The sequence below is a fragment of the Acinetobacter rudis genome, assembly GCF_000829675.1.
Lineage (GTDB): Bacteria > Pseudomonadota > Gammaproteobacteria > Pseudomonadales > Moraxellaceae > Acinetobacter > Acinetobacter rudis.
Genome location: NZ_BBRX01000086.1, coordinates 1 through 14089, shown reverse-complemented (window position 1 = coordinate 14089; position 14089 = coordinate 1). Strand labels below are relative to the sequence as shown.

Below are 14089 nucleotides of genomic sequence, written 5' to 3'. Positions count from 1 at the left end.
CCGTCAACTTGCAGTTTATTTGGCGCCAGTATTACCTACTTTGGCAGATCAAGTTCAGGCGTTCTTAAAACTCGAACAGTTTGATTTTGCTTCACGTCAAAATATTTTGCTGGCACATACGATCGAGACCTTCAAACCTTTAATGCAACGTGTAGATAAAGCAAAAGTTGAAGCAATGGTTGATGCATCGAAAGAATCTTTAGCTGCAGCAACTGCACCTGCTAAGGCGGAAAAGAAAAAAGAAAAAACTGCTGAGAAAAAAGTAGAAGCCGTATCTACTGAAGCTGAAACTATCAAGATTGATGATTTTCTAAAAGTAGATCTACGTGTTGCTAAAGTTTTAGCCGCATCGACTGTCGAAGGTTCTGATAAATTATTACAACTGACATTAGATGCTGGTGAAGCTGAACCACGTAACGTATTTAGTGGGATTCGTAGCCAATATGCCCCTGAAGATCTAACAGATAAATTAGTGGTTTTAGTTGCCAACCTTGCACCTCGTAAAATGCGTTTTGGTGTCTCAAACGGTATGGTCCTTGCAGCAGGTAATGGTGAGGGTATCTTCATTATTTCGCCAGACCATGGTGCGAAACCAGGTGACAAAGTGAGCTAATCACTCAACATCAAATAAAAAATAAGCCCTCTCATGAGGGCTTATTTTTTATTTCAAATTATTGTTTTACTTCATACCAAAAATTAGTTTTAAACCAAGTAGACCCATTACACCACCAGCGAGACGATCAAAACCTGTTTTAAATTTCAAATAGACTTGGCGTGGTTTTTCTGCTGATAAAACTACGGCCACCAACGAATACCAACCCGCATCGATAAAGAAACACAATAATGGCAACACCACATAAAAATAACTTGGGATTTCTTTTGGTAACAATGCTGTAAAAATACTGGCCAACACGATTGAAGTTTTTGGATTACTGAGCTGTGTTACCAGACCTAAGCGATAAGCCTGTGCATAGGTCATTGGTTTTGCTGTTCCATCAATTTGGCCAAGTGGATCCTTAGCATGACGGACAATTTTATAGGCCAACCACAGTAAATATAGTCCACCGCAGACTTTTAAAACTAAATATGCAGATGGCACAGCAAGTAATACTGCTTGTAAACCCAACACTGCCAATAAACCAAACAGTGCTGCACCACTCCCCGTACCGAGTGCGGTAAATAAACCATGTTGGCGTGAAATTGCAATTGAGTTTTTAGCCACATAAATAAAGGTTGGCCCAGGGCTCATTGCACCAAGCATGAGTGCTAAAGCAATTGAAGCCACAATCCATAATGTTTCCATAAAACTTCCTTTATTTAGGCGATACGCAAAGAGTGATCATTATAAAACCTACAGTAAAACTGACACAATCAACTTTTACAGTTTATGAAATTCTGTAAATTTATCTTAGGCTTTCAAATTTTTGTTAATTGTAAATATAAGGTTGGGCTGGTAAAACGACCATCAGGCTGAATTTGATAATAACGACGTACATGATCGGAAACTTTATCCTGTATGTTCCGTATGGTATGTATCGCAGCAGTTGGAGTTCGCATTCGAGCAACCCAAGCGTCGAAATCGAGAACCAAAGATTGCTTTTCAATGATTTCAACCTGAAAACCATGATATTCAACCATCGCTAGCCATTCTGCCATGCTGTAATTACGGACATGACTTGGATCACGAATCATCTCGATGCATTGTAAAAAGGTGTCAAGTATTGGATCACTACTCCCGAGAACATCAAAGAAAACTGCCCGCCCCTGTGGTTTTAATACACGATGCACCTCAGCCAAAGCTTGTTGTATATTTTGCCAGTGATGCGCAGAATAACGACTGACTACCACATCAAAACTTTGATCGGAAAAAGATAATTGTTCCGCTGCACCTGCTTGAGTCTGTACATTATGCAAAGCTCTTTCTTTCGCTTGTGTCGCAACCAGTTGCACCATTTCAGCTGATAAGTCATAAGCAATAATCGAATCAACCTGTGAAGCCAGTTGATAGCTCACATGTCCACCTCCACAGCCTAAGTCCAAAACTTTTGCTGCTGGGTAATGCTCACAAACTTTAAGCATCTTTGCAAATTCTGCACCTTGTGCATGTACAGTACTATTTAAATAAGATTCTGATTTTTCATGATATTGCTGTTGATTTAGGCGATGTTGGTTATGCATTTCTACAACTCTATTGCATCTGATAAAACTAATTTAGTTGAAATCAATAAAAACTTAAAATGATTAAATATTTAAATATACATAAATAATATTTATCAATTTAATAGAGCATCATCATGATGATTGTAGGCAATCGTGCTGATTACCTACAATAAACAAGGGCTACTGATCGTGATCCAAATCCGCACGATCAGGTTGAATTATACCAAGACCATTTTTAATTTCTGCAATATATAAACCTTGTGCTGTATGTAATTGCACAATGGTGTAATGATCTTTTTGGCTCTGAAAGACACTAAATGTTGAATGATCAGATGAGGGTTCTATACGCCTTTTCCAACGATGAATATCATCATCAACAGCCATCACATCCTCAATTGTTCCAACAACATCAATGCCTAACTCTGCAATTTGAAATTGAACTTGATCACCTACACGACGCTGCGTAATTAAATTTTCAGCATAAGTAACAGGATGACTATTTTCTTGTTGTAACTGCTGAGCAAAAATAAATTGCGGGTCATTTAGAGCCTGTGCCTTAGTCAATGACTTGAATAATTGGACAGGTTTATTTAAATCAGCTTGAGTAGCCCCATTCCATTTACTCACCGCAGCACCTACGGTTGCACTCGCACTTTGCGTGCTGCCCTGTAACGATTTAGTTACAGGTTCAACACTCAATGGAGCCGCAGTAGACGTTTGTAACTGCTGTATCCAGAAAAGTAGTATGCTAAGAGCCAATACTACAATTAATATCATTTTATACATCAGTTATGTTCACATCTTTGCTGTTCTAAAGCCTGAAATAATCGGTGCATTTTTATTTAACAATGACACCGCATCAATCTTACCTGCTTCCCCCAAACGTACAGCGTATTTAGGACTATAGAGCTTCGGACTTGAGTAATAATTTAGATTATTCCCCCCCATCGCTGTACTTCCTAATATATGGTTGAAACCACGATGAATAGTATCTTGATCGTCATTATAATGTTGCAAACCAAAGTTATGGCCTAGCTCATGACGCATTACACTTATACCACAACTGTTGAGTCCCAATGCTACCATTGAGTCTGGTTTAGGCGCATTTATTGAGCTAAAACCTAGGCCACAAATCCCTTTGGCCTGCTCATTACTTTCGTAATACACCATATCTGCCCCCACACGATTGCGTTCAGATAAAACTGTCGGGGTTAATAAAATATTATCCATAACCTCATATAGATCTTTACCTTGAATAGCCTGATTAACAACGCCAGCTTGACGCATGTAGAACTGTGCATTGGAGTTTTGAGCAGTTAAATTGGTCAGCTCCAATCCTGCGAGTAAGCGCAATTTTGCCGCACTCTCGCCTATTTTCATGACGACTGCTGGATCGATGACAAGAAGTAAATCGATGGTATGACTGTCAGCAACCCACCCTTTAGCAGTATAAATGTAGCGCTGTGTTTCACCATTACGTAGACTGGCTTTTAAACCATTTTTACTGCTGACTTGTATGGTCTGTAATGCACTAGACTCTAAAATAACTTTGTCATCAATCTGAGCTTTGTTGGGTAATTGAAGTGCTGCTTGCCAATTGGACGGATTAACAATCACCTTTGTAACTGGATAGAGAACATCGGGTAATTGAGATTGCACTAATTTTTTTTCGACTAATGCAGTCATTGGTGCTGAATCAATAATCCATTTTTCTTGATCGGCAATAAATACAAATTCATAGCGATCATTTTTGAGTAAAGTAAGGCTCGCATTACTATTGATATTGGTATTATTAATCTTCGCAGGCCATGCTGCAGTTGATGTGACAATGATACGATCTCGATCTTGAGCATTGACAGGTAAGGTTAAGTTTTCTAACCAATTTGCATCAGAAAAATTGACCTGCGTGAGAGCAGCATTGACCGTAACCATCTTAGGTCCGACTTTTTTCACATCAAACTGACGAGCAGTCGTTGATTCCGCAACCCATTTATTTAATGCCTGATAGTACCGATACCAGTGTGCTTCGTCTTTTTTTAAGCTTAAGGTACTGGCAAATAAAACCCCTTCACTATTGATTCGGGTAGTTTTTTGACTCTCTGAACTAATTTTTAACATACTTCCATCCCTCGCTCCTTGCGGTAAGCGCAGACTACTTACCCAATTATCATCATTGATGACAACTGTTTGTAGTGCTGCCTGATTAAAGTCAGGTGATTGATTTGGGGATAGTGTTTTCTCAAACTGTAAATGCCAAAGCCGAGTTTTAGCATTAAATTTAAATTGATATGACTGATTATTCTTAATCGATAGTGGAAAAGGTAAATCAGTTTTAAGGTTACTGATCTGTGATGCATAGGCAGCAGAGCTTTTGATAATAACAGTATCTCCATCCTGTCCATACCAAGGTAAAAAAAGATTAGGGACCCAATCACCGTCTCGCAACTGAAAAGTTAAATTTTCATGTCCAATCGGTAAGGTTCCTTGTAACTGATTAGAATTTGGAGAAATAAGTACTGCTGTTGCATCTGTTATAAAGAGACAGAGCAAACTCAAAATAATCGTTTTTTTTAGTTTCATTGTAACCGTTCTATAATTTTGTAGTTAAATTGCAATACAAATTATATTATTTAACAAAACTTAAATATAGATCAAAACAAGCCTATTCGCATTGATTGATTAAATTTTGATCTAATAAAATAGAATGAATCTTATTTATAGTTACAAAAAAACAATAATGAAAAAATTTACAACGGACAAAAATGTCCGTTAAATATCCATACACAAATCTTGCGACAGTGATCATGAATAAACGCCAAATAATCGCGGTTGAAAATCGTAAAATATTACTCGATGCCGCGACTAATGTATTTAGGCAACATGGTATCAATGCCCCCCTACAGCTGATTATTGATCAGGCCCAATTAGGACGAGCAACCTTTTATCGTAACTTTACAGATCGTCGTGATTTAGTTTTAGCACTGATGCATCAGGCTTTAGCTCGTTTGGAACAAAAGGCTGCATTTTTTTCACAATATCCAGATGGCTTTGTACGCTTGCTCAAAAATCATGTACATAATTTACCGTACTTGACTGCATTGATGGAATATTGGCGAGTCATTGAACGTGATGACCCTGAACTACAACAGATTTATCTACGGCGTAATCAGATATTACAGCCCTTAATTGACACTGCAATCCAACATAAAATCTGTCGTGCAGACCTAAACAGTCAAGATTATGCGCTGGTAACAGCGCTATTAAGAGCCTCTTTTCAGGGCATGGATGAGGCTGCTCAAATCCGTTTAGCTGAGCGTGCTATTGAATTATTAATTAATGGCATAAAAGCTTAGGTTAATGGCATGAACAAAACACCACGTCTGCTTGAGCCTGCACCGAACTGGAGTGAAAACGAACGTCCAACACTACCCGGCTCACCAGGCAGTATCGATCACGCCACTGCAAAGCGTATACAGTACTTCATCATTGGCTTATTTATTACTTTGGTCGGTGGACTAAGTAATGGCTTTATAACTGCCAATCTTCCATTAATTCAAGGTGAGTATGCACTGACGCCTAGTGAAGCAGCATGGATTCCTACGGTCTATGTAATGGCCAATGTCAGTTCAAATCTGATTTTATTTAAAGCCAGACAACAGTATGGACTGCGCTTATTTTCAGAGATTGGGCTTGTGCTCTTTATTGCTGTACTGATTTTACATTTGTTTGTACATAGCTTCGGCATGGTGCTCTTCACACGTTTTATCAGTGGCTTTGTCGCAGCACCTCTGAGCTCCTTGGGTATGTATTATATTATGCAGGCCTTTCAACGAGCTAACCTTGGTAAAGCAGTTTACTTGGCATTTGGTTTCCAACAACTTGGTTTACCACTGGCTTGGATCATTTCCCCTGCTCTAATAGATGTTACGGACTGGTCCAATCTTTATCGTTTTGAGCTCGGTTTAGCCATTTGTTGTTTAGCTATGGTGGTTGCACTCAAACTTCCGCGCAGTCTAAAAATTGAAGTATTTGAAAAAAAGGACTTCATTACCTTTGCCCTGTTGGCCCCTGCTTTGGCTTGTTTCTGTATTGTGCTGAGTCAAGGCCCAATCTTATGGTGGTTTAACAACTCTGGGCTCGCTTATTTACTCATTGTTGGTTTAGGACTGTTCTTACTCGGCTTAGCTTTTGAGCACTACCGTTCAAACCCACTGATCATGACACGTTGGATCAGCACAGGCTCCATGCTTAACTTTATTTTAGGGGCGATTGCTATACGCTTTTTAATGTCAGAACAAAGCTATGCAACAGTTAACTTTTTAAGAAGCATGGGCATGGGCCCTGATCAATTTGTACCGCTATACCGCATCATTTTCTGTGGTATTGCGCTAGGGACGCTATTTAGTGCCTTAAGTTTTTCACGTGAACGAATGTTCTTAAAGTTATTATTTGCAGAGACACTCATATTAATCGCTTGTGCTTTGGACTATCACCTAACCCGCGATGTTCGTCCAGAAAACTTCTACATCAGCCAATTTTTAGTTGGCTTTGCAGGTGGTGCTTTTATTGGTCCTTTAATTTTAACTGGTATGAGCAAGGCACTCATGAAAGGGCCAAATTACGTTGTGACTTTTATTGTGCTGTTTTCAGCAACACAAAATTTTGGTGGGCTCATGGGGAATTCTTTCTTTTCAACCTATCAGCAGTACCGCAGCCAAGATTACCGTAGTCAAATTTTGACTGACCTAAACAGTACTCAAGAAGTCGTGCAACAACGTATAAAACAGTATCAACTACTTTATCAAAACCATCAATCTGACCCACAGCTTCAACAACGCTTGGCCTTAAAAACTTTGGACCAAAATATCACCCAAGAGTCTCAAGTACGTGCATTTAATGATGTTATTGCATTAAATGGTCTATTTGCTTTGTTGTTGTTACTGTGGGGGGGAAGCAACATTGCTTGGAGTAAATATCAACTCTACCGCAGCAAACAACAAACTCGTTTAGCCGCCAGAACTCGGCTTTACACAACTTCTACACCTAGTCATCCATCTAATCACGAGTAAAGCATGAATACGTCTACACAGCAGCCTGACCAAGATACTTCAACGACTAGCGTGGAAACACCAACTGTAGCCACGAAAACTGTGGCCTCAAGTAAGTTAATTGCCACACCAAAGCCCGTTCTGTGGTGGATGCTGGCAGTTTTTCTGGTCGGAGTGGTTATCATCTTATGGGCATGGCGACTTGGTCCATTCAATAGCCACATCCAAAAAACAGATAACAGTTATATCAAAGGACAAACAACCGTCTTATCTTCACAGATCAATGGCTATGTGCAAAGCGTCAATGTAAAAGATTTTGACTGGGTGAAGAAAGGCCAGATATTAATGCAAATCGATAATAGTCCTTATGAGCAAAAAGTGCTGCAAGCAACTTCAGGTCTAGATCAAGCAAAAAATAATCAAGCCAATCAAAATCAAGCTATTGCGCAGCATAAAGCAGATATTGCAGCAACACGTGCTAAAGTTGAACAAGCACGTGCTGCCTATAGTCTTGCCCTTGCACAGCAACAACGTTATCAACAACTCGGCAATACGGGTGCTGTTTCTAAAGCAGAACAGGATCAGGCTGCTGCTGATGTTGCCAATAACGCAGCTTTACTCAAACAAGCTGAAGCAAATGTGATGGTCGCTGAGCAACAGTTAAAAACAGCCCAAGTCGCTGAGGTCGGTCTCACTGCACAGGTGCATAGTGCTCAAGCGCAACTCGATCAAGCCAATATCACCAAAAACTATAGTGTAATTACCGCTCCGATGGATGGCCAACTGGGAGAGGTCAGCCCACGTCTAGGACAATATGTTGCGGCGGGCAGCCAATTGCTATTTTTAATCCCCAAACAAACTTGGGTTATTGCTAACTTTAAAGAAACCCAAATTGCAGATATTCGTATCGGGCAAAAAGCATGGTTTAGCGTCGATGCCTTAAATCATCAAAAGTTTTATGGCCGTGTCGAACAAATTGCTCCAGCTGCAGGTGCGGAATTTAGTGTTTTAAAGCCCGATAATACAACAGGTAACTTCACTAAAGTGGTTCAACGAATCGCAGTCCGTATTGCTATTGATCCAAATCAGTCTGGTCTTGAAAATTTGCGCCCGGGCATGTCTGTTGTCAGTGCAGTCGATACGAACTCTAAGCCTTTACCATAGCATCAGATACAGCACTTAGCTCAATAACGATGAGATTGATTGTCAGTCTATTCCAATGCCTTTAAGCTATGTGCTGCCTATTTTTCTCAAGATGGTCTCTATAACCATGCAACAACGTTTTGATGATATTGCTCAACATGTCATTTATCAAAAAATTAAAACTGAGCATCCTGTACAGCTTGAAATCAAACGTCTCGACCTAATTCACCCACATATTTCTGGAAATAAGTTTTATAAACTTAAATATAACTTAATTGAGGCACAGCGTTTAGGCTTTAAACGGGTGCTTAGCTTCGGTGGTGCCTACTCGAACCATATTGCCGCCACTGCTTATGCTGCACAATTATTTGGTTTTCAGAGTATTGGCGTTATTCGTGGTGAAGAACTCTCTCAGCGTGCTCTTAATCCAACACTACTCACGGCGCAGCAACATGGGATGCACCTCCACTTTGTTTCACGTGAAAACTATAAGAAAAAACAAGATATTAAGTTTCTTAACCAACTGAGAATATTGTACCCAGACTGTTACATCATCCCTGAAGGAGGCAGTAATGCACTTGCCTTACAGGGAACTTCAGAGATTTTATCTGTCCACGATCAAAACCAGTACGACGTGATCTGCTGTGCAGTCGGCACAGGTGGTACGATTGCAGGACTCATTGAAGCAAGTCATACAGCGCAATCAGTTTTGGGATTTTCAGCACTTAAAGGAAATTTCTTAACTGAAACTGTGCAAGACTATACACAAAAAACAAATTGGCGCATTACTGATGACTATTGTTTTGGTGGTTATGCCAAAGTCTCTACTGAACTACTAAATTTTATTCAAGATTTTGAATATAAAAACCAAATCCCCTTGGAAGCCATCTATACAGGCAAAATGCTCTATGGCATTTTTGACTTGCTTAAACACGACTATTTTCCTAAAAACAGCCGCATCCTCGTGATCCATAGTGGTGGCTTACAGGGCCGCAACCATTAAAGTCTAAAAGATCTGATTCGTGCAGAGTGGCAGGGATGCCACTGTTGACCACAACTACAAGGATGTAGTCTGTGAGCAACAAGCGGTTTTGCTTACTTTTTCCAAGAAAAAAGTAAGGTCTCGCCTATTCGTAATCACTTCGATTTAGGAAACCATGGGTGGCTGTGCATGCCTATGCTTTATGTTTTATGTTTTATGTTTTATGTTTTATGTTTTATGTTTTATGTTTTATCTGTAGTGCTTTTAGGATAGTCGTGCACGGCTTTCTTCCTAATTCTTTTAGATGAAAATGAAAAACACACACTATATTTGATTCGTGCAAAGTGGCATGGATGCCACTGTTGACCACGACTACAAGGATGTAGTCTGTGGGAAACAAGCGGTTTTGCTTACTTTTTCCAAGAAAAAAGTAAGGTCTCGCCTATTCGTAATCACTTCGATTTAGGAAACCATGGGCGGCTGTGCATGCCTATGTTTTATCTGTAGTACTTTTTAAGATAGTCGTGCGCGGCTTTCTTCCCAATTCTTTTAGATAAAAGTTGTTTTAATACGACAGTGCACGGCTTTCTTCCCAATTCTTTTCGATAAAAGTTGTTTTGATATGACAGTGCGCGGCTTTCTTCCCAATTCTTTTCGATAAAAGTTGTTTTGATATGGCAGTGCGCGGCTTTCTTCCCAATTCTTTTAGATAAAAGTTATAATGCGCGGCTTTCCCTCCAGCAGAATGAGTTTTACATGGCGCAATCACATTATGATGTCATCGTTTTAGGCGCAGGTGCATCAGGTCTAATGCTTGCAGCATTGGCTGCAGCGCGTGGTCGTCAGGTTCTCGTGCTGGAGAAAGCCAATAAAATTGGCAAGAAGATTTTAATGTCTGGCGGTGGTAAATGTAATTTTACCAATCTAGATGTTGAAGCTAATCACTATATTTCAAACAACCCCCATTTCGTCATTTCAGCACTTAGTCGCTATAGCAATTGGGATTTTATCGGAATGGTTTGTGAATATGGGATTGCCTATGAAGAACGTAAACATGGTCAATTGTTTACACTGCATGGTGCCAAAGAAATTTTACAGATGTTGTTGGATGAGTGTGAAAAAACAGGACGCGTTACGATTAAAACTCAAGCGGAAGTGACGTCTGTTAATGTTAATACTGAAAACATTTATCAAATTAGCACAGCCCAAGGTCAGTTTCAGACCTCATCCTTAGTTGTTGCCACAGGAGGCTTGTCGATTCCTACATTGGGTGGGTCTGGTTTTGGTTATCAACTTGCTGAACAATTTGGTCATCATGTCTACCCGACTCGAGCTGGCCTAGTGCCCTTCACTTTCTCAGATCAATTTAAACAAGTGACGACCCGATTGAGTGGTAATGCACTAGATGTTGTTCTCGAAAATGATCAGGCAGCCTTTCAGGAAGCACTCTTATTTACCCACCGTGGCTTAAGTGGCCCAAGCGCTTTACAACTTTCAAATTACTGGCAAATTGGGCAAAGTTTTAAAATTAACTTTTTACCCCAACATGAACTTATAGATTGGTTGAAAGCAAAAAAATCAAGTCAACCCAAAGTATTGATCCGTACACTACTCGCTGAGCTTATGCCTAAAAGTATAGTGCTAGAGTTACAACAATTAATCTGGTCTCAATATGCAGATATAGCCATCGGGCAATTAAGTGATGAAACGCTCATACAAATTGCAACGCAATTGCATAATTTCGAGGTTAAACCTTCTGGTACTGAAGGATATCGTACTGCTGAAGTGACTTTAGGTGGTGTAGATACCACTCAAGTCTCATCTAAAACCATGGAAAGTAAACTTCAAACAGGTTTATATTTTGTGGGTGAGGTACTCGATGTTACAGGTCACTTAGGTGGATATAACTTCCAATGGGCATGGTCATCCGCCTATGCAGCAGCCCAATATGTCTAAGAGCGATGGCTAAGATACTGTTTAGAGTGAAAGAGTGTGCTTAGAAAATATGTAGAGAAAATATTTTTCCTATATTTTTTGCATGACATATGGTAATTATACGTTGCTTAAATAATCTTATCCCAACATAAGACCAATCTTATGTTCTTAAGACAGTTTTAAGCAAGAAATGTACAATACTTCCAATAAATATAACGCTATCTACTGGGTCAGAAAACAATGAAGTTCATCGTGTATTTATCTCTAGGCATCTCTCTCGTTTTACCTCAACTTGCTTCTGCTGAACAGTATAGCTGCGCAGAAAAACGTATTGCTGTAGAAACCAAAATCAAAAACGCTCAGCAATACAACAACTACTATCAAATTAGAGGCCTTAAACAAGCCTTAACAGAGATCGAAAATAATTGTAATGATGCCGATTTTAGTAAAAAGGTCGACAAAGAAATCCAAAAATTGGAGAAAAAAATCCAAAATCAAAATGGTAAAATTGATGAGATTAAAAGTGATTTAAAACAAGCGCAAGAAGAAGGCGAACTGTCTAAGCAAAGTAAATATCAGAGAAAGTTACTTGAGCAACAAAGTGAACTGAATAAACTGAATATTGAACTTGAGCAACTCAAGAAAAGATCTTAATACAATTAATCCCTATGCCAAGTTATGGCATAGGGTAGATTGATTTAAACGCATTTTAAACTGTGTACTTCTTTGAGTAGGTCGAATAATTTCATCATTTTTTCTTCACCAAGTTTCTCCTCAATTACCGCATAGCGTTGTTCCATTCGCTCAACAACATTTGAAAATATCTGCTCACCAGTCTGACTTAAAGAAATAAAACAAAAACGCTGATCTTTATCTGAGCGACGGCGAAGAATCAGACCAATATCTAATAATCGATTAATAATACCTGTTAAGCTTGGCTTCAAGATACATGCTCGTTCAGCCAAAGTTGTACTATCTAACTCTTTATACTGAGCTAGGGCTCGAAGAATACGCCACTGTTGTTCAGTTAAGCCAATCTCATTCAATTCGGGACGAAAATGTGACATTAATGCTTCACGTGCTTCAAGCAGAGCAAGGGTCAAAGAAGGTTGATTTGTGTTCATGATTCACTACGTATTAATTAAATATCTTATCAATCTCAGCCGCTACTATAAAAAAATTTGAACTAAATCACAATAATTATTTTTTATATGAAACATTTTGATCTATTCTAAAAATTATTTTATCGCTTAATGCTTAGGCTGTATCCCCTGCTATGACTACCTTTTAGAAAAATTAAATAAAAACTGGCCCAAGTGGGCCAGTTACAATTATGTTTAGCTAAACTAAAATATTACTCAAAAGGTCGCTGATCTGACACATCTGTATTTGATTCGATTTGAGCAATTGTCTTATTGGTTTTTTCAGTGGTTTGATCATCGCCTTGTTTTTTTGCACAGTCGATTAAATCATCCAGTAAACGTTCAGCAGGCTGGCGTCCACCTAAACCAAATGCCAATGCAAAAGCGACAGCAACCGCACCCAAGGTTAAACCAAATGCTAGATTTACAATCGAGTCGGCAATGCCCATGGCTTTTAATCCCATAGCCAGTACTAAGCCCATAATTAAAATACGCACTAGATTTGCTAACCAACGCGAACTCGAATATTCACCCCGTTGTACAATACTGGCCACGATATTTGCCAGCCAGAACCCAATCACAAAGATCACTGCGCCCAATAGAATATTGGCACCAAAATGAATGAACATTGCGATTAAATCACTGACCTGACTTAGACCTAATCGTGAAGCTGCTTCAGATACTGCAAACAACATCGTAAAGAACACAATTAAATGACCTAATACAGCAGAGACTTTGGTCTCGCCCAAGTAGCGCTGTAACTCTAATTTAGTCGGGATTTGATCTACATCTGTTCCTGCAACCAATTCGGTAATCAGTCTAGCCACAAATCGTGAAACGACATAAGCAACAATCAAGATGAGCGCTGCAGCAATTACTTGTGGAATCACTAACATGATTTCAGACAACATTACTGTCGCAGGATCTGAAATAGAGCGAATACCAAGCGCATCAAATGCAATGATTAGCGTTGTAATCATCACGATTGCAAATACGAATGTACCTAGGAACTGGCCTAAATTGGATTGTTTAAATAGCCCAACTTTTTCAGCACATTGTTGTAAATTAAAACTATTACTTAAGCCCTCAACTATACCGCGAACAATTTTAGCGAGAATATAACCGACAAAGACGATGACAATAGCGATGAAAATGTTGGGAACGAATGCAATGGCTTCATTCAACATATTCTGTACAGGTGCCAATAAACCAGTTAAGCCTAAGATCGCCAATATAATAGGTAAGAACAGAAGTAAAATTAACCAATAAACAATCTCAGCAATATTTTTACTAAAATTATTTACGCCAGCTTCAGTATTGAGCTTTTCATCAAGTCTGGTTTTATCCAAAACACGAGTTAACCCCAAACGAACCAAACGAGCCAATAACCAAGCAATAAACCCGACTACTGCTGCTGCTATAAGATTAGGTATAAATATGAGGAACTGCCCAATCATGACACTAAGTGGTCCACTTACTCCATTAATATTAAATATATTCAGTGCGGTAATCAGCACGATAATAAAAATGAACCAAAAAACAAACTTAGATATCAGCGTTTCATAATTGAGTGTGCCAGTAGTGTCTGCACTTCGGCCAGTAAAATTAGAAAGCTTATGATGCGTATTGAAACGATGTAGAATTTTTTTAACTGCTGATGAAATCAGTAACGCTAAAAT

General features: G+C 39.1%; 13 protein-coding genes. 7 read left to right on the top strand and 6 right to left on the bottom strand.

Going from position 1 to position 14089, the window contains the following annotated elements; all coding sequences use genetic code 11:
* Positions 1-613, top strand: a 613-nt coding sequence (metG, locus tag Aru01_RS16405; protein ID WP_042111624.1) for a methionine--tRNA ligase subunit beta, incomplete at its 5' end; no start/stop codon positions are given.
* Between the two features lie 66 nt (positions 614-679).
* On the opposite strand, the gene Aru01_RS16400 is transcribed toward metG, so the two are convergent.
* The 4 genes from Aru01_RS16400 to Aru01_RS16385 all read right to left on the bottom strand — a co-directional run bounded on the left by Aru01_RS16400 (position 680) and on the right by Aru01_RS16385 (position 4740).
* Positions 680-1303, bottom strand: coding sequence for a LysE family translocator (locus tag Aru01_RS16400; protein WP_016657302.1), 624 nt, complete (start codon positions 1301-1303; stop codon positions 680-682).
* Between the two features lie 113 nt (positions 1304-1416).
* Positions 1417-2178 (bottom strand): class I SAM-dependent methyltransferase, encoded by a 762-nt coding sequence (locus tag Aru01_RS16395; protein ID WP_016657303.1) that lies wholly within the window; start codon positions 2176-2178, stop codon positions 1417-1419.
* Positions 2179-2340: 162 nt separating this feature from the next.
* A complete protein-coding gene (gene cpaB, locus Aru01_RS16390) occupies positions 2341-2937 on the bottom strand; it encodes a metalloprotease secretion chaperone CpaB (protein WP_162183619.1) in 597 nt (198 codons plus the stop codon).
* 18 nt (positions 2938-2955) lie between these two features.
* A complete protein-coding gene (locus Aru01_RS16385) occupies positions 2956-4740 on the bottom strand; it encodes a zinc-dependent metalloprotease family protein (RefSeq protein ID WP_016657305.1) in 1785 nt (594 codons plus the stop codon).
* A gap of 224 nt (positions 4741-4964) precedes the next feature.
* Here Aru01_RS16385 and Aru01_RS16380 point away from each other — a divergent pair, with 224 nt between their 5' ends.
* The 6 genes from Aru01_RS16380 (at position 4965) to Aru01_RS16355 (ending at position 11922) form a co-directional block, all read left to right on the top strand.
* Positions 4965-5513 (top strand): TetR/AcrR family transcriptional regulator, encoded by a 549-nt coding sequence (locus tag Aru01_RS16380; RefSeq protein ID WP_040331376.1) that lies wholly within the window; start codon positions 4965-4967, stop codon positions 5511-5513.
* Positions 5514-5522: 9 nt separating this feature from the next.
* A complete protein-coding gene (locus Aru01_RS16375) occupies positions 5523-7229 on the top strand; it encodes an MFS transporter (RefSeq protein ID WP_016657307.1) in 1707 nt (568 codons plus the stop codon).
* Between the two features lie 3 nt (positions 7230-7232).
* Positions 7233-8372 carry an HlyD family secretion protein gene (locus tag Aru01_RS16370; protein ID WP_016657308.1) on the top strand — a complete coding sequence of 380 codons (1140 nt, stop codon included), beginning with the start codon at positions 7233-7235 and terminating at the stop codon, positions 8370-8372.
* 106 nt (positions 8373-8478) lie between these two features.
* Complete coding sequence (locus tag Aru01_RS16365; RefSeq protein WP_040331377.1) at positions 8479-9354, top strand: 1-aminocyclopropane-1-carboxylate deaminase/D-cysteine desulfhydrase; 876 nt, start codon at positions 8479-8481, stop codon at positions 9352-9354.
* A gap of 735 nt (positions 9355-10089) precedes the next feature.
* On the top strand, positions 10090-11289 hold the full coding sequence (locus tag Aru01_RS16360; protein WP_016657310.1) for a BaiN/RdsA family NAD(P)/FAD-dependent oxidoreductase: 1200 nt from the start codon (positions 10090-10092) through the stop codon (positions 11287-11289).
* A gap of 219 nt (positions 11290-11508) precedes the next feature.
* Positions 11509-11922, top strand: a complete 414-nt coding sequence (locus tag Aru01_RS16355; protein ID WP_016657311.1) for a DUF1090 family protein — start codon at positions 11509-11511, stop codon at positions 11920-11922.
* Between the two features lie 44 nt (positions 11923-11966).
* Here the strand turns inward: Aru01_RS16355 and hpaR are convergent, their stop codons facing one another.
* Both hpaR and Aru01_RS16345 read right to left on the bottom strand, forming a co-directional pair.
* Positions 11967-12392, bottom strand: a complete 426-nt coding sequence (gene hpaR / locus Aru01_RS16350) for a homoprotocatechuate degradation operon regulator HpaR (RefSeq protein WP_016657312.1) — start codon at positions 12390-12392, stop codon at positions 11967-11969.
* A 230-nt stretch (positions 12393-12622) separates the two neighbouring features.
* A partial coding sequence (locus Aru01_RS16345; RefSeq protein ID WP_042111623.1) for a mechanosensitive ion channel occupies positions 12623-14089 on the bottom strand: 1467 nt, incomplete at its 5' end.

Excerpts from the sequence above, each read along its gene's own strand:
- Aru01_RS16400 (WP_016657302.1), bottom strand. The coding sequence starts at position 1,303 with ATGGAAACATTATGGATTGTGGCTTCAATTGCTTTAGCACTCATGCTT.
- Aru01_RS16395 (WP_016657303.1), bottom strand. The coding sequence starts at position 2,178 with ATGCATAACCAACATCGCCTAAATCAACAGCAATATCATGAAAAATCA.
- cpaB (WP_162183619.1), bottom strand. The coding sequence starts at position 2,937 with ATGATATTAATTGTAGTATTGGCTCTTAGCATACTACTTTTCTGGATA.
- Aru01_RS16385 (WP_016657305.1), bottom strand. The coding sequence starts at position 4,740 with ATGAAACTAAAAAAAACGATTATTTTGAGTTTGCTCTGTCTCTTTATA.
- Aru01_RS16380 (WP_040331376.1), top strand. The coding sequence starts at position 4,965 with ATGAATAAACGCCAAATAATCGCGGTTGAAAATCGTAAAATATTACTC.
- Aru01_RS16375 (WP_016657307.1), top strand. The coding sequence starts at position 5,523 with ATGAACAAAACACCACGTCTGCTTGAGCCTGCACCGAACTGGAGTGAA.
- Aru01_RS16370 (WP_016657308.1), top strand. The coding sequence starts at position 7,233 with ATGAATACGTCTACACAGCAGCCTGACCAAGATACTTCAACGACTAGC.
- Aru01_RS16365 (WP_040331377.1), top strand. The coding sequence starts at position 8,479 with ATGCAACAACGTTTTGATGATATTGCTCAACATGTCATTTATCAAAAA.
- Aru01_RS16360 (WP_016657310.1), top strand. The coding sequence starts at position 10,090 with ATGGCGCAATCACATTATGATGTCATCGTTTTAGGCGCAGGTGCATCA.
- Aru01_RS16355 (WP_016657311.1), top strand. The coding sequence starts at position 11,509 with ATGAAGTTCATCGTGTATTTATCTCTAGGCATCTCTCTCGTTTTACCT.
- hpaR (WP_016657312.1), bottom strand. The coding sequence starts at position 12,392 with ATGAACACAAATCAACCTTCTTTGACCCTTGCTCTGCTTGAAGCACGT.